Consider the following 20,174-nt stretch of genomic DNA (forward strand, 5'->3'; position numbering starts at 1 on the left):
AGATCATCAAGCCGTTCCTGCTGTACCGGACCTACCACGGCTGTGCCATGCCCGTGCAGACCCAACTGGCCAGCGTCGCCGCCTGGCAGGACGAGGCACATGTGCGCGCCAACCGCGACCAGTACCGAGCCAAGTACGATGCCGTGCTGGATATCCTGCAACCGGTGCTCGACGTACAACGCCCGGACGGCAGCTTCTACCTGTGGGCCAAGGTGCCGGGCAACGACGATGCCGCCTTCACCCGTGACCTGTTCGAAGCCGAACACGTGACCGTGGTGCCAGGTTCGTACCTGTCCCGCGAAGTCGACGGCGTGAACCCCGGTAGCGGGCGTGTGCGCATGGCCCTGGTTGCCCCCCTGGCCGAGTGCATCGAGGCGGCGGAGCGTATTCGCGCGTTCTTGCAAAAGCGCTGAACCGTCCTGAAAACCTTGCCGACCGGCAGGGCAGATCGACGCCGTCGAATTGCCCTACCGGCCAGGCTGAATACGCCAATATCGCCCCAATCACCCCGACCTTAAGGTTAAGCCTCCTCCACCGCAGACGAGGCAACACCCATGACCCAGATCAGCAGCGATATATGTCAGGATGCCAAAAGCTGGCTCCTCGAAATGGACGACAACGGCGACGGCAAGGTTTCGCTGGAAGAATTCAAGAAGCGCTTCGACAACTTGCACAGTAGCGATGAGAGGGATGCCATCCTGGCACTGATGGATGTGAACGGCGACGGTTTCATAGAGGTGGGCGAAACCCTGCTGCGCCTCGATGGCTCCCCTGCCTGCAAGTAAGCCAGGCAACGCCCGTGCTCTCGGTGAGCGCGGGCAATCCTCGCCATTTCGACGCCCTACCTGACTTGCCCAAGGTTCGCTTCACTCATGTCCAGCTCCCCCAGGACCTGGCGCACGACCTCATCTCCGACCAGGTGCTGGCGATGCAGGTTGTATAGCTCCAACCGCTGCGCCCTCAGTGCACGCAAGCGCAAATGCCGCTCCAGCAGGTCCATCTGCTCGGCCAGCGCCTTGGCTTCGGCGCTGTCGTTGTAGCTGTCCAGCTCATCCCGGTATTCTGCCATCAACCGCGCTTTCAGTTCGGTCGCCAAGGTCGCCTGCGCGGCGTCCTGCGGCGCATTGCTGTCGATCACCTCCTCTGCCTCCAGGGCATGGATCGCCGCTTCGGCCGTGCGCCGCCAGGCTTCCTGCACTTCCTGGCGCAGGCGCTCGTCCGGGCTCTTGGTCACCCCGCGCAGCAACAGCGGCAACGCGATACAGGCACTGATCAACGACAGCAGGATCACCCCGGCGGCAATGAAGATCAACAAGTCACGTTCCGGGAAGGCCTTGCCCGCCCCCATCAGCAACGGCACCGACATCACACCTGCCAAGGTCACCGCCCCCCGTACCCCGCCCAGGGTCAGCAGCCAGCAGGAGCGCGCTGTAGGCATCAGCACCAGCGCCGGTTTGCCACGCCAGCGACGCACCACGCCGATCGAGCGCCAGATGCTCTGCACCCAGATGTAACGCAGCAGGATAAGCGCGGCAAAGATCGCCACCACATCCAGGCAGCGGTAGGCCAGGGTCGGCCAGACGGTGGGTTCGTGGCTGACCACCGCCTTGATGATGTCCGGCAACTGCAGGCCCAACAGTAGGAAGATCAGGCCGTTGAAGGCAAACTCCAGCAGCGACCAGACGCTGCGGTTGAGCAGGCGGGTGCTGGTTTGCCGTGGCAGCAGGTCGAGCCAGCTCTGCATCATGCCCGCCGCCACCGCCGAAAGGATGCCCGACACGCCAAGACGCTCGGCCAGCACATAGGCAGCAAATGGCAACAGCAGCATGAACACCACATGCGTGGCTGGGTCGTCCCAGCCGCGAGCGATCATCCAGGCGCGCAGGCGGCCGACCAGCCAGCTCAAGCCCACACCCACCGCCAGACCGCCAAGCGCGACCAGGACAAAACTGAAGCTTGCATCGGTCAGCGAAAACACCCCGGTAATCGCCGCTGCCAAGGCAAACTTGAAGGTCACCAGGCCCGATGCATCGTTCATCAGGGCTTCGCCCTGCAGCATGTGCATCAGCGGCGTGGGCAGGCGGTCCTGGGCAATGGCCGAAACCGCCACGGCGTCGGTTGGCGAAAGTACCGCTGCCAGGGCGAAGGCCACTGGCAACGGGATGCTCGGCAGCAGCCAGTGAATGAAGTAACCAGCCCCGACCACGGTGAAAAGGACCAGCCCGACGGCCAGCGCCACCACGGGCCCGCGAATGCGCCACAGCTCCCGCTTGGGGATGCGCCAGCCGTCGGCAAACAGCAGCGGCGGCAAGAACAGGAACAGGAACAGTTCGGGGTCAAGGGCCACATGCAGGCCCAGTGTCGGCAAGGCCAGCAAGGCACCGGCGGCGATCTGCACCAGCGGCAAGGGCAGCGGAATCATGCGGCCGACCAGCTTCGACAGGCTGACCAGCGTCAGCAGGATGAGGACGGTGTAGGCGGACTGCATCCGGGAGAGCTTCCTTTGTGAACCAGAAACGATAGCAGGGCGAAACATCGCCATTGAAACAATATGTTAGCGGCGACCGACGGTTTGGGGCCGCTGCACGATAGTCGCAGGTGGCAGGTGAATATGTAACATGATGATACTTCTTCGTCTGTGAGATCGAGCGCCGCACGGCCGGCACCCAATCGCCGACCCACTGCAAGACTCAAGGCGAGCACACCCGTGGCGCTCACAGTTTGGTTCCCGCATAATCCCGCGACTGACATCGAAAAACGGAGAGATTGGGGCAACCTGCACCCCCAATGTACACAATGACCTACACGCTCTACGGCATAAAAGCCTGTGACACCATGAAAAAGGCGCGTACCTGGCTCGAAGACAAGGCCATCGCCTACGAATTCCACGATTACAAGACCCAAGGCATCGACCGTGACAGCCTGAACCGCTGGTGCGACGAACACGGCTGGGAAGTCATCCTCAACCGTGCCGGCACCACATTCCGCAAGCTGGACGACGCCAGCAAGGCAGACCTCGACCAGGCCAAGGCCGTCGAGCTGATGCTGGCCCAGCCGTCGATGATCAAACGCCCGGTGCTGGACCTTGGCGCGCGTACCCTGGTCGGCTTCAAGCCCGACCTGTACGCCGCTGCCCTGGCCTGAGCCCCTACCCTATTTCGCACGAGGTAATCACATGTCCAATACCCTGTTCAGCCTGGCCTTCGGTGTCGGCTCCCAGAACCGCCAGGGCGCCTGGCTGGAAGTGTTCTACGCACAACCTTTGCTTAACCCGAGCGCCGAACTGGTTGCTGCGGTAGCCCCTGTTCTCGGTTACGAAGGTGGCAACCAGGCCATCGCCTTCAGCAACGGCCAGGCCGCCCAACTGGCCGAAGCCCTGAAAGGCGTTGATGCTGCCCAGGCCGCCCTGCTGACCCGCCTGGCCGAGAGCCACAAGCCGCTGGTCGCCACCCTGCTGGCCGAAGACGCTGCCCTGACCTCCACCCCAGAGGCCTACCTCAAGCTGCACCTGCTGTCGCACCGCCTGGTCAAGCCACACGGCGTGAGCCTGGCCGGTATCTTCCCGCTGCTGCCGAACGTGGCCTGGACCAACCAGGGCGCGGTCGATCTGGCCGAACTGGCCGAGCTGCAACTGGAAGCGCGCCTGAAGGGCGAGCTGCTGGAAGTGTTCTCGGTGGACAAGTTCCCGAAAATGACCGACTACGTGGTCCCGGCCGGCGTGCGTATCGCCGACACCGCCCGTGTGCGCCTGGGCGCCTACATCGGCGAAGGCACCACCATCATGCACGAAGGCTTCGTCAACTTTAACGCGGGCACCGAAGGCCCGGGCATGATCGAAGGCCGCGTGTCCGCTGGCGTATTCGTCGGCAAAGGTTCGGACCTGGGCGGCGGTTGCTCGACCATGGGCACCCTGTCCGGTGGCGGCAACATCGTCATCAAGGTCGGCGAAGGCTGCCTGATCGGCGCCAACGCCGGTATCGGCATTCCGCTGGGCGACCGCAACACCGTCGAAGCCGGCCTGTACATCACCGCCGGCACCAAGGTGAACCTGCTGGACGAGAACAACGAGTTGGTGAAAGTGGTCAAGGCCCGCGACCTGGCTGGCCAGACCGACCTGCTGTTCCGCCGCAACTCGCTGAACGGCGCCGTAGAGTGCAAGACTCACAAGTCGGCCATCGAGCTGAACGAAGCACTGCACGCCCACAACTGAGAACCTTGTCGGGTTTGAAGTGTTAAGATCGGGTCTGGCGCCAACGCGCCAGACCCGATTTTCATTCCAGGCCCCGCGAACATGTTCCAGCCCTCCCCCTGGCGTGCCGACTTTCCCGCCATCGCCGCCCTGCAACGGCAGCACCAGACCTACCTGGACAGCGCCGCCACCAGCCAGAAACCGCAAGCCCTGCTCGATGCCCTGAGCCATTACTACGGCCATGGCGCAGCCAACGTGCACCGTGCCCAGCACTTGCCCGGTGCGCTGGCGACCCAAGCCTTCGAAACCAGCCGCGACAAGGTCGCCGCCTGGCTCAATGCCGCAGACTCACGGCAAGTGGTGTTCACCCACGGCGCCACCTCGGCACTGAACCTGCTGGCATACGGCCTGGAACACCGCCTCGAAGCCGGGGACGAAATTGCCGTCAGTGCCCTGGAGCACCATGCCAACCTGCTGCCCTGGCAACAGCTGGCGCACCGGCGCAACCTGCGCCTGGTGGTACTGCCGCTGGACGCTCATGGTTACATCGACCTGAACCAGGCACTGCAACTGATCGGCCCGCGCACCCGCGTGCTGGCCGTCAGCCAGCTGTCCAACGTACTGGGTACCTGGCAACCGCTACCGGCGCTGTTGGCCCATGCCCGCGCCCAAGGCGCGCTGACCGTGGTCGATGGTGCCCAGGGCGTGGTGCACGGCCGCCATGACGTGCAGCAACTGGGGTGCGACTTCTATGTGTTTTCCAGCCACAAGCTGTACGGCCCGGACGGCGTCGGCGTGCTTTATGGCCACAGCCAAGCGCTGGGGCTGCTGCGCCACTGGCAGTTCGGTGGCGAGATGGTGCAACTTGCCGAGTACCACAGCGCCAGCTTCCGCCCGGCACCGCTGGGGTTCGAGGCAGGTACGCCGCCCATAGCCGGGGTGATCGGCCTTGGCGCAACCCTGGGCTACCTGGCCAGCCTCGATGCCCAAGCGGTCGCGGCCCACGAAACCAGCCTGCACCAGCACCTGCTGCGCGGCCTGGCTGACCGCGAAGGCGTGCGCATACTCGGTACGCCACAGGCGGCCCTGGCCAGCTTCGTCATCGAGGGCGTGCACAATGCCGATATTGCCCACTTGCTCACCGAGCAAGGCATTGCCGTGCGCGCCGGTCACCACTGTGCCATGCCGCTGCTGAAAGGCTTGGGCCTGGAAGGCGCAATTCGGGTGTCGCTGGGCTTGTACAACGACAGCGATGACTTGCAGCGCTTTTTCACGGCGCTGGATCAGGGCCTGGAGCTGCTGCGATGAACATGCCGGAGCAGGCACGCCAGGCGCTGGACGCTTTTGAACAGGGCAAGGGCTGGGAGCAGCGCGCGCGGCTGCTGATGCAATGGGGCGAGCGACTGGAACCGCTGGCCGAGACTGAAAAGACCGAAGCCAACCGGGTGCATGGCTGCGAAAGCCTGGTCTGGCTGGTGGCCGAGCAGGTCGACGGCTTGTGGCGGTTCAAGGCCAGTAGCGATGCACGCCTGTTGCGCGGGCTGCTGGCGTTGATGCTGGTGCGGGTGCAGGGGTTGGCCAGTGACGAGTTGGCCATGCTCGATCTGCGCGCGTGGTTTACACAGCTGGGGCTTGAGCGCCAACTGTCGCCGTCGCGCAGCAATGGGCTGCATGCGGTGCTGCAGCGGATGGCGGAGTTGGCGTCCAACCGCTAAATCCAGGGCAACGCTGCTCCCTGTAGGAGCGGCCTTGTGTCGCGATGGGGCGCGCAGCGGCCCCCACATTTTCAGCTTCGCCGCCAAAATTGCTGGGGCCGCTTTGCGGCCCTTTCGCGACACAAGGCCGCTCCTACAAAGACCGAGTAGGCCTGAGAATGGTTACTCAGGTTTGATACGCTCCGAAGGGCGCCGCGCACCGGCCACCAGCTTCTCGATCGCCTTGCTGGCTGCCACCATGCCAAAGGTCGCGGTCACCATCATCACCGCGCCAAAACCACCCGAGCAGTCCAGCCTTACGCCCTCACCCACGAAGCTTTTCTGCAGGCAAACGCTGCCATCGCCCTTGGGATAACGCAGCTGTTCGCTGGAGAACACGCACGGTACGCCATAGTTGCGGCTGACATTACGCGAGAAGTTGTAGTCGCGGCGCAGGGTTGAGCGCACCCGCGAAGCGAGCGGGTCGTTGAAGGTCTTGTTCAGGTCGGCGATCTGGATCTGCGTCGGGTCGATTTGCCCACCCGCACCACCGGTGGTGACAATCGCGATCTTGCGCCGCCGGCACCAGGCGATCAGCGCCGCCTTGGCCATCACGCTGTCGATGCAGTCGATCACGCAATCGAGGTGCTCGGTGATGTACTCGACCATGGTCTCGCGGGTGACGAAGTCAGCCACCGCATGCACCTTGCACGCCGGGTTGATCGCTCGCAGGCGTTCGGCCATGACCTCGACCTTGGGCCGCCCCACCTGACCTTCCAGGGCATGGGCCTGGCGGTTGGTGTTGCTGACGCAGACATCGTCCAGGTCGAACAGGGTGATTTCGCCCACGCCACTGCGGGCCAACGCTTCGGCCACCCAGGAGCCCACTCCGCCAATACCGACCACCGCCACATGGGCCTGGCCCAGGCGTTGCAGCCCCTGGTCGCCGTACAGCCGGGCAACGCCGGCGAAGCGTGGATCTTCTGTGCTCATGTTCATACCCCAAAAAACCGGCGCGCATTATATGCCAGCGAGCCCATCGCCTGCATCGTTAGGAAAGAGACTACCAACCCTGCTTTAATGTCCTATCACTTCGACACAAATGGACGACAATGTCTTCACGTAAATTCGGCCTGAACCTGGTTGTGGTGCTGGCCATCGCCGCGCTGTTCACCGGGTTCTGGGCACTGATCAACCGCCCGGTTTCCGCCCCCGCCTGGCCAGAGCAGATCTCTGGCTTTTCGTATTCGCCGTTCCGCCTGGGTGAAAGCCCGCAGAAGGGCCAGTACCCTACTGACGACGAGATGCGCCAGGACCTGGAGCAGTTGAGCAAACTGACCGACAGCATCCGTATCTACACCGTGGAAGGCACCCAGGCCGACATCCCGCGCCTGGCCGAGGAGTTCGGCCTGCGGGTGACGCTGGGTATCTGGATCAGCCCGGACCTGGAACGCAACGAACGCGAAATCGCCACCGCCATCGAGCTGGCCAACACCTCGCGCAGTGTGGTGCGGGTAGTGGTCGGTAACGAGGCGCTATTCCGCGAAGAAGTCACCCCGGAAAACCTGATCAAATACCTGGATCGGGTACGTGCGGCCGTAAAAGTGCCGGTGACCACCAGTGAGCAATGGCACATCTGGAAGGAACACCCGGAACTGGCCAAGCACGTCGACCTGATTGCCGCGCACATCCTGCCCTATTGGGAGTTCGTGCCGATGAAGGACTCGGTCGAGTTCGTCCTCGACCGCGCCCGTGAGCTGAAGCACCAGTTCCCGCGCAAACCCCTGCTGCTGTCGGAAGTCGGCTGGCCAAGCAACGGCCGCATGCGCGGGGGTGCCGATGCCACCCAGGCCGACCAGGCCATCTACCTGCGCACCCTGGTCAACACCCTCAACCGCCGTGGCTACAACTACTTTGTCATCGAAGCCTACGACCAGCCGTGGAAAGCCAGCGACGAAGGCTCGGTAGGCGCCTACTGGGGCGTGTACAACGCCGAGCGCCAGCAGAAGTTCAACTTCGACGGCCCGGTGGTGGCGATCCCGCAGTGGCGTGCTCTGGCGGTGGCCTCGGTGGTGCTGGCGATGATCGCCCTGATGGTGCTGTTCATCGACGGCTCGGCCCTGCGCCAGCGTGGCCGGACCTTCCTCACGTTCATCACCTTCCTGTGCGGGTCGGTGCTGGTGTGGATCGCCTACGACTACAGCCAGCAGTACAGCACCTGGTTCAGCCTGACCGTGGGCGTGCTGCTGGCCCTCGGCGCGCTGGGCGTGTTCATCGTGCTGCTCACCGAAGCCCACGAACTGGCCGAGGCCGTCTGGATACACAAGCGCCGCCGCGAGTTCCTGCCGGTGCAGGCCGACAGTGCCTACCGGCCCAAGGTGTCGGTGCATGTGCCGTGCTACAACGAACCGCCAGAAATGGTGAAACAAACCCTCGACGCCCTGGCTGCCCTGGACTACCCCGATTACGAAGTGCTGGTGATCGACAACAACACCAAGGACCCAGCCGTGTGGGAGCCGCTCAAGGCCCACTGCGAGAAGCTCGGCGAGCGCTTCAAGTTCTTCCACGTCGCGCCCCTGGCCGGTTTCAAGGGTGGCGCGCTGAACTACTTGATCCCGCACACGGCCAAAGACGCCGAAGTGATCGCGGTCATCGACTCGGACTACTGCGTCGACCGCAACTGGCTCAAGCACATGGTGCCGCACTTCGCCGACCCGAAAATTGCCGTGGTGCAGTCGCCGCAGGACTACCGCGACCAGCACGAAAGCGCCTTCAAGAAGTTGTGCTACAGCGAATACAAGGGCTTCTTCCACATTGGCATGGTCACCCGCAACGACCGTGATGCGATCATCCAGCACGGCACCATGACCATGACCCGGCGCAGCGTGCTGCAAGAGCTGGGCTGGGCCGAGTGGTGCATCTGCGAGGACGCCGAACTGGGCCTGCGGGTATTCGAGAAGGGCCTGTCGGCCGCCTATGCCCACAACAGCTACGGCAAAGGCCTGATGCCCGACACCTTCATCGACTTCAAGAAGCAGCGCTTCCGCTGGGCCTACGGCGCCATCCAGATCATCAAGCACCACGCCGGCGCCCTGCTGCGCGGCAAGGGCAGTGAGCTGACCCGTGGCCAACGCTATCACTTCCTGGCCGGCTGGCTGCCATGGATCGCCGATGGCATGAACATCTTCTTCACCGTCGGTGCGTTGCTGTGGTCGGCGGCGATGATCATCGTGCCGCACCGGGTCGACCCGCCACTGATGATCTTCGCCATCCCGCCACTGGCGCTGTTCTTCTTCAAGGTCGGCAAAATCATCTTCCTCTACCGCCGTGCTGTGGGGGTGAACCTGAAGGATGCCTTTGCGGCGGCGCTGGCGGGGCTGGCGCTGTCACATACCATCGCCAAGGCGGTGCTGTACGGGTTCTTCACCAGCAGCATGCCGTTCTTCCGCACGCCAAAGAATGCCGACAGCCACGGGTTGCTGGTGGCGATTTCCGAAGCGCGTGAAGAGCTGTTCATCATGTTGCTGCTGTGGGGGGCGGCGCTGGGCATCTACCTGGTGCAGGGGCTGCCGAGCTCGGACATGCGCTTCTGGGTGGCGATGCTGCTGGTACAGTCATTGCCTTATCTGGCGGCGCTGGTGATGGCGTTCCTGTCATCGCTGCCCAAGCCTGCACCCCAGGTACATCCCGCGCACACTTGACCTGGACTGCCGGCCACCTGCAGCTCATCCTCACAGATAGATGAGCTCCAGCGTGGCCGCCCCATCGATGAGCGTCTCGTCACGCAGGTCGAGCTGGCGCATAGGCGCAACATACAGCTCGACCATCAGCATAGCGTCGAGCTGCCTGATCAAGGTAGGCCCGGCAGCAGTGCGTTCGCTGGCCGCGAACCCGTGCAGGCGATTGTCGGTGTGAAGGAACGCTGTTCGTGGGGTTGGCTCCCAGCCAGCACCACCTTGAGAGGAATACAGGGGTTGCAATGCAAGCCCATCGCCTACCACCGCACCGTCGAACCGCAACGACCACGCCAGGCTGTCGCTGGCCTTTTTACCCGCGCCAAACAAGACAGAACGTGCAAGGCCTTGCACATGGGCGAACGTTCCTGACTGGCGGTTGTCAATCGCGCGAAGGGCAAACCGAGTGGGGCTGTCACAAGTCACCGCGGCGGACAAAGACCGTCGCAAGGTACTGGTTTTACTGGCAGACAACTCCCCGGTCGCGATCACGCCAAAATCCACGAGGCCGTCATTGCCCAGATGCAATTTACACGCTGCGGGTACAACATTGGCTTGCAGTGCCAGGCTCACGGCAGCATCGTCGACAGCCATCATGCCACTTGCCTGCAGCTCGGCCGTGCTCGACAGATCCGACGTTGCGTCGAGCCATGCATCAACGGTCAGGCGAGCCGTGAAGGTAGTGCCTTGAAGGGGTACATTGGCCTCTAGTGGCGCGAGCTGCATTGCTGGCAACCAGTGAACCTTGTCGCCCTTCATCTGCCAGGGGCTGCGCGCGCTTGCTGCTCCCAAGGCCACCGGACGGCCATCGAGCCGCGCATCAGAAAGCAGCAGTGAATACTGCCCTCGCTCAGCAAAACCGAAAAACTCGCCATTGATGCCATCAGCCAGATAGCTGAGGACCATATCGGTATCTCTGGAACACTGGACTGTCATCTGCAGGTGCCGCTCTCCCAGTAGGTAGCGATTGCCTTGTTTCTGCAACTGGGTCTTGTTGACCTTGCCGTAATCGATCTGGGGCTGGCCGAGCGTAATCTGACAACCCTGTGCGGCCGCAGCACAGCTCATGCCCATCAACAGCAAGGCCAGGCACAGCTGTCTGCACACGCATTCAGATCGCATGGCAGCGTGCGGTGGTCGTTTCATAATATTGCTCCGGGTCCGGGCTGTCGCTGAGGGTGAATTCAAGGGCACAACCAGAGCCGTCTGGCGAGGTCACGTGGTAGCGCTCTTCCTCTTGGAAGTCATGCAGGAATATCAAGCCTCCGGCCTGCACCATGGTCACGAAGCTTCCGTTGGCATCCACTACCATGGAACTGTCCGCCAAGGGCGGCCCGTCGCCCTGCAAAGTCTGCAACAGCACGCGCCTGGTCCGCTCGACGATGAAACTCAATTGGGAAACCGCGCCTCGACCTGCCCGTACGATGCCAAGGCTGTTGGCCAGATCGACACTGCGCGGCAGGCTTCGGGGCTGCACCTGCACTCGATTGTCTGCGTAGGGGGTAATCCGTGAGGCAATGGCTCGGCCTTGGCGATCGGTCCATACGGGGCCGCTGGGCGTATCGACTTTCACCCCGTGAAGATCACCCACTTCGATGAGCGCGAAAGTATCCTGAATGGAATAAGGTGCTAGCGTGATGCCCTGTGCATGCCCAAGGGCCCCACCGCGCAGGTTGGCTGCCAGGGTTCGTGCAGAATCGCCAGTCTTTGAGTAATCCAGCTGCACCTGGCTGAAGGGGGCCAGCCAGGAAACCCCCACACTGGGTAGCAGCGCCGGATCATGGCTATCGTGACTGCCACTCAGGCGATAACCTAACGTATCGCTGACCTGTTCTCGCAGGTTGAATGAAGAACGGTACTGGTCACCTGAAGCTCGGGTCGAGGCACCAAGACGACGATTGGTGCCCAATGGCACGCTAGCGCTCATGTAAAGAAGACGCCCTCGATCATCTGCTCCTCTGAGGCTCCATTCCACACCAGCATTCAATGACACCTGCCCCAACGTCGCTCCCCAGCGCAGGTTTGCCTGGCTGCTGGTCTGGCCATTACGCGTGCGCGATTGGCCGCCCCCGACACTGAAGTTGCCCAGCCCAGTGCCCTGCCATGACAGGCCGACGCTGAAAAAATCGCGCAAGCCCTCCAAGCGACCTGACGGCTCAAGTGCCTGCTGGAGGTCCTGATAACTTTGGCTCTGCAGCCCATAGGTCAAGCCCGCTCCCCATCCGCCGGCAAACTGCTGGTTCAGGGTCATCTGGCTTTGCATCCCCCTCTCCTGATGCAACGGCTGCGAGTAGCCCAGCGACCATTGCATCTGAGCCTGCGTCCACGGCTGAGCACCGAGCGCGAACCCGGTAGCCTGATAGCTGTCGGTCGCAATTAGCCCTCCCCCCACTTCCAAGCCATCAAGCACACTCCCGCTCCACCCGGCGCTAAGCACCCAAGGTGACGCGGCGCGACTGTGGCGAAGTTGACCAATGCCGAACTGGTACCCTCCTGATAACCCCGCCGCCATCGGCGAGGCAGGCAAGGTCAGGCGACGCTCCTCACCGTCCGCTTCATGGATAACCATTTCCAGTTCAGCAAAGGCATCGACTGGCGCAGGGCTATCAATGGAAAACGGGCCTGGCGGCACGACGGTGGCATACACCAGGCGGTTGCGCTGGTAGATCTCCACCCTCGCTTGGGACTTGGCGATGCCTTGAACCACGCGACGTTGTTGTAGATGGCCCAACGCCTGCTCGGAAAACAGCTGAAAACCGTCAACCGAAACGCCGCTCAGCACGGGGTTACCCATCTGGATCTGACCGACCTGCAGGACAGTCGCCTGATCGGCGAACGTTCGCTGGGCGTAGGCTTCCAGTGCGTTGAGCCGACTTGCCTGTTGCCCCAGACTGGCAATCTGACGGCTGCGCACGATCCAGTCCCCCAGGTTCAAACCCGGCTCGGTAAGGGCAGTCCAGGATCTGCTGCTGCCGTCCTTGAAACGCGTATCGAGCATCGACACGTCGTAGTTGAACATTGCAGCGAACCCACCTGAGTCATATGCCGAAAGGTCATCGCCTGCGGCGGCCGGGCGCAGGGCTTGCGCAGGCACCACCATGGTCACACTGGCGGACTGAGGGTCTGCCTGTATCTGACTCTGTGGGTAGCTTGACAGCAAGTCGATGCAGGAGCCCTGGTTTTCGCTCGCCGCAGCCGTCGGCAACCGAATCCCACCCGCCTCGAGCAGGCCAGTGTCAATGCACAAGCTGCCGTCGTCCAGAAAGCGTGCCTGTACCGTTCCTGATCGTGAGCCGTTTATAGTCAGGCTCACGATGTGATTGCCTGGGGTGAAACGCGGCATGTCACGAAAGTAGGCCGCAAGTTCCTCACTCAAACCCCGTTGACGCAGGAGTTCGAGATCGAATGTCAGGCCATCGCTGGCTCTGCACTCAAGAAATAGAAAGGCCCAAGGGAGCGCCATCAGACATTGCCAGTTCGCTGTTCGGCTGCTCTTGGCCCGCCCATTCAATTGCCGCCCCTGAGTAACGGCGCTTCAAATTCATCGACGGCAAAGCCGTACACTGTGGCCGGGAACAGCCTGACACTTTGCGGGGCCTGTGGGGCTGGCGATTCCAGGCGAACCTCAAGCGACTCGCCAGGCAAAATGTAGGCGCGTGGCAAGTAGCCTTGCGCATTCGCAGGCATCAACCTCACTTCCTGCGCCAGCCTAACCACATAGGGCGTCGGGTTATCAACCTGTAAACCTTGCGTGCCGTAGCGCCACTGCAAGCCCTCCCAGGGCGAGCGGTTGGGGGCCAGGCCCTTGGGGTGAATGATGACCGGCAGGTTCTGCCTTACACTGACCCCCACCCTGGCAATACGCTTACCGGCCACTTCCTGCTGTGGCACGCCTTCGAATACAACCCGCTTCAACCGCTGGGTGTGCAGAGGCGCGGTTGCACGCAGCATGAACCTCACCTGCTGCTGCTCGCCGGCCTCGACACGCCAGGCGGGCTGGGTGAGGAACAACAGGGGCTCCTCATCCTCCGGCAGGTTCTGCAGGGTTACCAGTAACAGCGCTGGGGCTGGATCATCATTTCGCACCGTGATCGTTGCCTCGCCTTCGGCTTCATTGACGATCACCACGGAAGTTTCCGGGACCATGCCGGCGGCCTGGGCGCCGCTGATCGACAGCAGCATGCAGCCAGCACTCAACAGCAATTGCTTCAATTTGCTCATGCTCGACTCGATACAAGACAGGCTCGCTGCCCGAAAGGCAGCGAGCGAGGGAAGGGACCGAGCCCGCGCTTGCCATCGTAGCGACAAGCGCGCGCTCGGTGCGCCCTTAGAGGTAGGACACTTCGATGGTCGAAGCACCATCGATGGTGATGTCGTCGGTGACCGTCAGGTTCCTGAGCGCGGCGATGGTCATGTCGACCTGCAGGTCAGCGGTCAACTGCTTGATGGCAGTAGGTATCTGCGCGTCTACCGCAAAGCCGTGAAAGTGGCCCTCCTTACCGTTGTACAGGCTGAAATTAATTGAGTTGCTGTCCGGCGCCCAGGATTTGCCGCTGTCGGCCGTAATCAGACGAGTCACTGAACTGTTCCCGTCGACGACAACAGAGCTTGCAACCCCTTGCAGGAAATAAGCCCCAATACGCTGGTCGAGATCATTGGTACCCAGGCCGAACGTGACGTTGGAAGGCATCATATTGCTGTCTGCCCGACCATCAACGCCCCGCAAGGCGAACCGAGTTGGCGCACCACAGTTCACGGCAAGCTGCTGGGGCTGCGATTTGAACCGGGTCACGTAATCCTCTCTGAGCTCGGCAGCCGTGATGACACCAAAGTCGAACGTTCCGCCTCCGCTGAGCGACGGCGTGCATGCACTTGGCTTGATCACTCCGCTGACGATGACATCTGTCGTATTGGCGAACACGGCTGTACTGCATCCCAGTGCCATACCCATGGCAATCCACTGCTTGATATTCATAGCGCTCTTGTACCTTTCGATGCGAGTTGGTTGACCCTCTAGGGGCCGATGCAACCTACCCCCACCCGCACTGCGTATTCAGCGTGAAATACCTCCCCTCAAGGCAAGCGTTCTGTTGCGATCAATCGACACCACACGCTTCACACTAAGGTTTTGCTTTAAACTACCGCTCCTTGCCTGCCTTGCCCTGCTTTCGGAGATTTACCATGACGGCGCCTGCCGAGCTCTCGCCTACCCTTCAACTGGCCTGCGACCTGATCCGCCGTCCCTCGGTCACCCCCGTCGACGCCGACTGCCAGGCGCAGATGATGAACCGCCTGGGCGCCGTGGGCTTCGAGCTGGAACCAATGCGCATTGAAGACGTCGACAACTTCTGGGCCACCCACGGCAGCCAGGACGGCCCGGTTCTGTGTTTCGCCGGCCACACCGACGTAGTGCCCACCGGCCCGGTGCAGCAATGGCAGCATGAACCGTTCGAAGCACTGATCGACGCCGACGGCATGCTCTGCGGCCGAGGCGCCGCCGACATGAAGGGCAGCCTGGCATCCATGGTGATCGCCAGCGAGCGCTTCGTGCAGGACTACCCCAACCACCGCGGCAAGGTCGCGTTCCTGATCACCAGCGACGAAGAAGGCCCGGCCCACCACGGCACCAAGGCAGTGGTCGAGCGCCTGAAAGCGCGTAACGAACGCCTGGACTGGTGCATTGTCGGCGAACCGTCCAGCACTACCCTGCTGGGTGATGTGGTGAAAAACGGCCGCCGTGGCTCGCTGGGCGCCAAACTGACCGTGCGCGGCAAGCAGGGCCATGTGGCTTACCCGCACCTGGCACGCAACCCGATCCACCTCGCCGCCCCGGCGCTGGCAGAACTGGCCGCCGAGCACTGGGATGAAGGCAACGCATTCTTCCCACCCACCAGCTTCCAGATCTCCAACCTCAATTCCGGTACCGGCGCTACCAACGTGGTCCCGGGCGAGCTGACCGCGCTGTTCAACTTCCGCTTCTCCACCGAGTCCACCGTCGAAGGCCTGCAGGCGCGGGTGTCGGCGATTCTCGACAAGCATGAACTGGACTGGTCGATCGACTGGGCACTGTCGGGCCTGCCATTCCTCACCGAACCGGGCGAACTGCTCGACGCGGTAGCGTCCAGCATCAAGGGCGTCACCGGGCGCGACACCCAGCCGTCCACCAGCGGTGGCACTTCCGATGGTCGCTTCATCGCCACCATGGGTACCCAGGTGGTCGAACTGGGCCCGGTCAATGCCACCATTCACCAGGTGGACGAGCGGATCCTGGCCAGCGACCTCGACCTGCTGACCGAGATCTACTACCAGACCCTGGTCCGGTTGCTCGCCTGATGCTCGCCTGCCCTCTTTGCCAGGCGCCCCTGGCGCAAGTCGACAAGGGTGTGGCGTGCCCGGCAGGCCACCGCTTCGACCGCGCCCGCCAGGGTTACCTGAACCTGCTGCCGGTGCAGCACAAGAACAGCCGCGACCCAGGTGACAACCAGGCTATGGTCGAGGCCCGCCGCGACTTCCTCGACGGTGGCCACTACGCGCCGGTCGCCCGTCGCCTGGCCGAGCTGGCTGCCGAGCGTCAACCTGGCGCCTGGCTGGACATTGGCTGCGGCGAGGGTTACTACACCGCGCAGCTCGCCCAGGCCCTGCCGGCCGCCGACGGTTATGCACTGGACATTTCCCGCGAAGCGGTCAAGCGTGCCTGCCGCCGTGCACCGGAAGTCACCTGGATGGTCGCCAGCATGGCCCGTGTGCCGCTGGCCGACGCCAGCTGCCAGTTCATCGCCAGTGTGTTCAGCCCGCTGGACTGGGCCGAGGCCAAGCGCCTGCTCAGCCCTGGCGGTGGGCTGATGCGGGTCGGACCGACCAGCGGCCACCTGATGGAACTGCGCGAAGTGCTCTACGATGAAGTGCGCCCTTACGCCGACGACAAACACCTGGCCTTGATCCCTGAAGGCATGGCCCATGCCCACAGCGAAACCCTCGAGTTCCGCCTGAGCCTGGCTGCGCCCAAGGCCCGCGCCGACCTGCTGGCCATGACCCCGCACGGCTGGCGCGCCAGCGCCGAAAAACGTGCCCGGGTCATCGACCAGCCCGAGCCGTTCGAAGTTACGGTTTCCATGCGTTATGACTATTTCGTGCGCCAAGACTGAGTACACCCGGAGCCCTTTATGCGCCAACCTGATATCGAGATCTACCTGAAGGACGCCGACGTCGACCACAAGCAGATTGCCGAGTGGCTCACCCAGGCAATCGGCCCGTGCAGCGAATGGCAGCAGAAAGGCCATACCTTCAAATGTCGGGCCGGTAACATTCCGGTCACCTGGTTACCCAAGGCTGTAGGGAAATGGAACAGCCTTTACTTGGAAAGCGACCAGACGCCGTGGGCTGATGACGTGGCCTGCGCCCACGCCGCATTCGCCGCACTCGGTGTGGAAGTACGCTGCGCGCCGGGTGGCTGGGTCGAGGAAGACGGGGAAGAAGATGCCGACCGCTGGGTCCGCATCAGTGCCGATGGTGAAGAGGAAATCACCTGGCGTACCAGCTGAAACAGGTTGCTTCAGGCTGCAAGTTACACGGTCAACTTGCAGCTTGAGGCCTACCGCAAAAGGCTCAGAGGCCCACTACGTCTTCGGCTTGCAGGCCTTTCTGGCCCTGCACGCAGGCGTATTCCACCCGCTGCCCTTCGACCAGGGTACGATGCCCCTCACCGCGGATCGCCCGATAGTGGACGAATACATCCGCACCACCTTCGCGCTGAATGAAGCCATAACCCTTGGCATCGTTGAACCACTTTACATTCCCAGTCTCACGAGACGACATCTGAACTACTCCGGTTTTTTATTGTGAAGATCGCCTTGCAGGCATGAGGCGACCTGCCCCGTGCCAACGCCGCTTGCTGAAATATCCTGCAAGTGGCAGGCCGAGTATATGACACAGAACAAAAAAAATTGATGACGGTCCCGCAGTTGGCCGATTTTTGCTGAACTTACGCCGATACGGCAGACTAAATAGCTGGATACTCACCTGAAAATCACACCCAGGGCACACACCCCATGACCCGTTCCCCCCTGCACCGCCTGATCTTCGGCGGCCTGCGTCGCCTGTTGTACCTGTGGGTGCGCTCCGAGACCATCAACCAGTCTTCCATGACCCTCAACCTCGACCGCAGCCGGCCAGTGTTCTATGCCCTGCCCTCGCCGTCGCTCACCGACCTGGCCGTGCTCGACCACGAATGCACCAAGGCGGGGCTGCCGCGCCCGGTGCTGCCGGTAGCCGTCGGCCCACTGCAAGAGCCGGCCGCGTTCTTCTACCTGACCCCCGACCCGGACTGGCTCGGGCGCCAGGACAAAAGTGGTGCCCCGCCTACGCTTGAGCGCCTGGTGGCGGCGGTCAGCCAGCATGCCGAAGAAGATGCGCAGATCATTCCAGTCAGCGTGTTCTGGGGGCAGACCCCGGCCAGCGAATCCAGCCCATGGAAGCTGCTGTTCGCCGACAGCTGGGCGGTGACCGGGCGCCTGCGCCGGCTGCTGACCGTACTGATTCTGGGGCGCAAGACTCGGGTGCAGTTCTCCGCGCCGATCCACCTGCGTGAACTGGTGCAGCACAACAAAGGCCACGCGCGCACCGTGCGCATGGCCCAGCGCCTGATGCGCGTGCATTTTCGCAACCTCAAGACTGCCGTCATCGGCCCGGACATCTCGCACCGGCGCAACCTGGTCAAGGGGTTGGTTCACGCGCCACTGGTGCGCCAGGCCATCGCCGACGAGGCCCAGCGAGAAAACCTGCCGCTTGCCAAGGCCGAAGCCCAGGCACTGCGCTACGGCAACGAAATCGCCTCGGACTACACCTACACCGTCATACGCTTTCTCGAAGTGGTACTCAGCTGGTTCTGGAACAAGATCTACGACGGCATCAAGGTCAACCACATCGAACAGGTTCAGGGCATAGCCCCCGGCCACGAAGTGATCTACGTGCCGTGCCACCGCAGCCACATCGATTACCTGCTGCTGTCGTACCTGCTGTTCCGCAACGGCCTCACCCCACCGCACGTGGCTGCGGGCATCAACCTCAACATGCCAGTGGTGGGCAACCTGCTGCGCCGCGGTGGCGCGTTCTTCATGCGCCGCACCTTCAAGGGCAACCCGCTTTACACGGCGGTGTTCAACGAGTACCTGCACACCCTGTACACCAAGGGCTTCCCGGTCGAGTACTTCGTCGAAGGCGGCCGCTCGCGTACCGGGCGCATGCTGCAGCCGCGCACCGGGATGCTGGCCATTACCCTGCGCAGCTTCCTGCGTTCGTCACGTACGCCAATCGTGTTCGTGCCGGTGTACATCGGCTACGAGCGCGTGCTCGAAGGCCGCACCTACCTGGGCGAACTGCGCGGCGCCAGCAAGAAGAAAGAATCGGTGCTCGACATCTTCAAGGTGTTCGGTGCACTCAAGCAGCGCTTTGGCCAGGTCTACGTCAACTTCGGCGAACCGATCCGCCTGGCCGGTTTCCTCGACCAGCAGCAGCCCGGCTGGCGCGAACAGGATCACGGCCCGCAGTACCGCCCGGATTGGCTCAACGCCACCACCACCCGCCTGGGTGAAACCGTGGCCCGTCACCTCAACGAGGCGGCCGCCATCAACCCGGTCAACCTGGTGGCCCTGGCTTTGCTGTCCACCAGCCGCCTGGCCCTGGACGAGCGCGCCCTGACCCGCGTGCTCGACCTGTACCTGGCCCTGCTGCGCCAGGTGCCCTACTCGCCGCACACCACCTTGCCCGATGGCGACGGCCAGGCGCTGATCGAACACGTGCGCAGCATGAACCTGGTGGCTGAGCAGAAGGACGCCCTGGGCCGCATCCTCTTCCTGGATGAAGGCAATGCGGTACTGATGACCTATTACCGCAACAACGTGCTGCACATCTTCGCCCTGCCGGCGCTGCTGGCCAGCTTCTTCCTCAGCAGCTCGCGCATGAGCCGCGAACTGCTGGGCCAGTATGTGCACGCGCTTTACCCCTACCTGCAGGCCGAGCTGTTCCTGCGCTGGGCGCCGGAGCAGCTGGACGAGGTCATCGACCAATGGCTGGCCGCGCTGGTCGAGCAAGGCCTGCTACGCCAGGAGAACGACGTGTACGTACGCCCGGCGCCAAGCTCGCGGCAGTTCGTGCTACTAACCCTGCTCGCCCGCACTATCACCCAGACCCTGCAGCGCTTCTACATGGCCACTTCGCTGCTGATCAACAGCGGGCAGAACAGCCTCAGCGCCGAAGCGCTGGAAGACCTGTGCGTGATGATGGCCCAGCGCCTGTCGATTTTGCATGGCTTGAACGCCCCGGAATTCTTCGACAAGACGCTGTTCCGCCACTTCATCCAGACCCTGCTGCAGCAAGGCGTGCTGCACACCGACACACAAGGCAAGCTGGGGTATCACGACAAGCTCGGCGAGCTGGCCGAGGGCGTGGCCAAGCGTGTGCTGTCGGCCGAATTGCGCCTGTCGATCCGCCAGGTGGCCCTGCACCGTGACGACGGGCTGGAATCTTCGACCATCTGAGGCTTTATCCGTCGGGAAAATC

General features: G+C 62.8%; 18 protein-coding genes. 11 read left to right on the forward strand and 7 right to left on the reverse strand.

Translation table 11 applies throughout. The features are described 5' to 3' along the window. Together APH42_RS02660 and APH42_RS02665 are read left to right on the forward strand one after the other, a co-directional pair. Positions 1-413, forward strand: a 413-nt coding sequence (locus APH42_RS02660) for an aminotransferase class I/II-fold pyridoxal phosphate-dependent enzyme (RefSeq protein WP_156352725.1), incomplete at its 5' end; no start/stop codon positions are given. A gap of 141 nt (positions 414-554) precedes the next feature. Then, positions 555-785: a hypothetical protein gene (locus APH42_RS02665; RefSeq protein ID WP_060492668.1), complete on the forward strand. Its 231-nt coding sequence runs from the start codon at positions 555-557 to the stop codon at positions 783-785. 56 nt (positions 786-841) lie between these two features. On the opposite strand, the gene APH42_RS02670 is transcribed toward APH42_RS02665, so the two are convergent. Next, positions 842-2,488 (reverse strand): Na+/H+ antiporter, encoded by a 1,647-nt coding sequence (locus APH42_RS02670; RefSeq protein ID WP_012270829.1) that lies wholly within the window; start codon positions 2,486-2,488, stop codon positions 842-844. 308 nt (positions 2,489-2,796) lie between these two features. Between APH42_RS02670 and APH42_RS02675 the strand changes: the two genes are divergently transcribed. The 4 genes from APH42_RS02675 to APH42_RS02690 all read left to right on the forward strand — a co-directional run bounded on the left by APH42_RS02675 (position 2,797) and on the right by APH42_RS02690 (position 5,904). After that, complete coding sequence (locus APH42_RS02675; protein ID WP_003252272.1) at positions 2,797-3,144, forward strand: ArsC family reductase; 348 nt, start codon at positions 2,797-2,799, stop codon at positions 3,142-3,144. Positions 3,145-3,175: 31 nt separating this feature from the next. Further along, positions 3,176-4,210 (forward strand): 2,3,4,5-tetrahydropyridine-2,6-dicarboxylate N-succinyltransferase, encoded by a 1,035-nt coding sequence (gene dapD / locus APH42_RS02680; protein ID WP_012270827.1) that lies wholly within the window; start codon positions 3,176-3,178, stop codon positions 4,208-4,210. A gap of 81 nt (positions 4,211-4,291) precedes the next feature. Beyond that, on the forward strand, positions 4,292-5,497 hold the full coding sequence (locus APH42_RS02685; protein WP_060492669.1) for a cysteine desulfurase: 1,206 nt from the start codon (positions 4,292-4,294) through the stop codon (positions 5,495-5,497). After that, positions 5,494-5,904 carry a SufE family protein gene (locus tag APH42_RS02690; RefSeq protein WP_012270825.1) on the forward strand — a complete coding sequence of 137 codons (411 nt, stop codon included), beginning with the start codon at positions 5,494-5,496 and terminating at the stop codon, positions 5,902-5,904. The genes APH42_RS02685 and APH42_RS02690 overlap by 4 nt, the downstream gene beginning before the upstream one ends. Positions 5,905-6,066: 162 nt before the next feature. Here the strand turns inward: APH42_RS02690 and tcdA are convergent, their stop codons facing one another. Continuing rightward, a complete protein-coding gene (gene tcdA, locus APH42_RS02695) occupies positions 6,067-6,876 on the reverse strand; it encodes a tRNA cyclic N6-threonylcarbamoyladenosine(37) synthase TcdA (RefSeq protein ID WP_177336840.1) in 810 nt (269 codons plus the stop codon). Positions 6,877-6,995: 119 nt separating this feature from the next. Here tcdA and APH42_RS02700 point away from each other — a divergent pair, with 119 nt between their 5' ends. Further along, positions 6,996-9,584: a glycosyltransferase gene (locus tag APH42_RS02700; RefSeq protein ID WP_012270823.1), complete on the forward strand. Its 2,589-nt coding sequence runs from the start codon at positions 6,996-6,998 to the stop codon at positions 9,582-9,584. Between the two features lie 30 nt (positions 9,585-9,614). On the opposite strand, the gene APH42_RS02705 is transcribed toward APH42_RS02700, so the two are convergent. The 4 genes from APH42_RS02705 to APH42_RS02720 all read right to left on the reverse strand — a co-directional run bounded on the left by APH42_RS02705 (position 9,615) and on the right by APH42_RS02720 (position 14,592). After that, positions 9,615-10,763, reverse strand: a complete 1,149-nt coding sequence (locus APH42_RS02705; RefSeq protein WP_082421372.1) for a DUF1120 domain-containing protein — start codon at positions 10,761-10,763, stop codon at positions 9,615-9,617. Beyond that, positions 10,729-13,080 (reverse strand): fimbria/pilus outer membrane usher protein, encoded by a 2,352-nt coding sequence (locus APH42_RS02710; protein WP_060492672.1) that lies wholly within the window; start codon positions 13,078-13,080, stop codon positions 10,729-10,731. The genes APH42_RS02705 and APH42_RS02710 overlap by 35 nt, the downstream gene beginning before the upstream one ends. Before the next feature lie 44 nt (positions 13,081-13,124). Continuing rightward, positions 13,125-13,838 carry a fimbria/pilus chaperone family protein gene (locus APH42_RS02715; RefSeq protein WP_012270820.1) on the reverse strand — a complete coding sequence of 238 codons (714 nt, stop codon included), beginning with the start codon at positions 13,836-13,838 and terminating at the stop codon, positions 13,125-13,127. Between the two features lie 106 nt (positions 13,839-13,944). Next, positions 13,945-14,592 (reverse strand): DUF1120 domain-containing protein, encoded by a 648-nt coding sequence (locus APH42_RS02720; RefSeq protein ID WP_060492673.1) that lies wholly within the window; start codon positions 14,590-14,592, stop codon positions 13,945-13,947. 206 nt (positions 14,593-14,798) lie between these two features. On the opposite strand from APH42_RS02720, the gene dapE reads away from it, so the two are divergent. From dapE to APH42_RS02735, 3 genes are read left to right on the forward strand one after another with little or no spacing between them, the layout of a single operon-like run. Next, positions 14,799-15,950 (forward strand): succinyl-diaminopimelate desuccinylase, encoded by a 1,152-nt coding sequence (dapE, locus tag APH42_RS02725; RefSeq protein ID WP_012270818.1) that lies wholly within the window; start codon positions 14,799-14,801, stop codon positions 15,948-15,950. Further along, positions 15,950-16,762 carry a putative RNA methyltransferase gene (locus APH42_RS02730; protein WP_060492674.1) on the forward strand — a complete coding sequence of 271 codons (813 nt, stop codon included), beginning with the start codon at positions 15,950-15,952 and terminating at the stop codon, positions 16,760-16,762. Before dapE ends, APH42_RS02730 begins: the two co-directional genes overlap by 1 nt. 18 nt (positions 16,763-16,780) lie before the next feature. Then, positions 16,781-17,158, forward strand: coding sequence for a hypothetical protein (locus tag APH42_RS02735; protein ID WP_012270816.1), 378 nt, complete (start codon positions 16,781-16,783; stop codon positions 17,156-17,158). Positions 17,159-17,222: 64 nt separating this feature from the next. Here the strand turns inward: APH42_RS02735 and APH42_RS02740 are convergent, their stop codons facing one another. Then, complete coding sequence (locus APH42_RS02740) at positions 17,223-17,432, reverse strand: cold-shock protein (protein ID WP_003252255.1); 210 nt, start codon at positions 17,430-17,432, stop codon at positions 17,223-17,225. 233 nt (positions 17,433-17,665) lie between these two features. Here APH42_RS02740 and plsB point away from each other — a divergent pair, with 233 nt between their 5' ends. Further along, positions 17,666-20,152 carry a glycerol-3-phosphate 1-O-acyltransferase PlsB gene (gene plsB / locus APH42_RS02745; RefSeq protein ID WP_012270815.1) on the forward strand — a complete coding sequence of 829 codons (2,487 nt, stop codon included), beginning with the start codon at positions 17,666-17,668 and terminating at the stop codon, positions 20,150-20,152. Positions 20,153-20,174 lie beyond the last annotated feature (22 nt).

The sequence above is a fragment of the Pseudomonas sp. NBRC 111140 genome (assembly GCF_001320885.1).
Lineage (GTDB): Bacteria > Pseudomonadota > Gammaproteobacteria > Pseudomonadales > Pseudomonadaceae > Aquipseudomonas > Aquipseudomonas putida_P.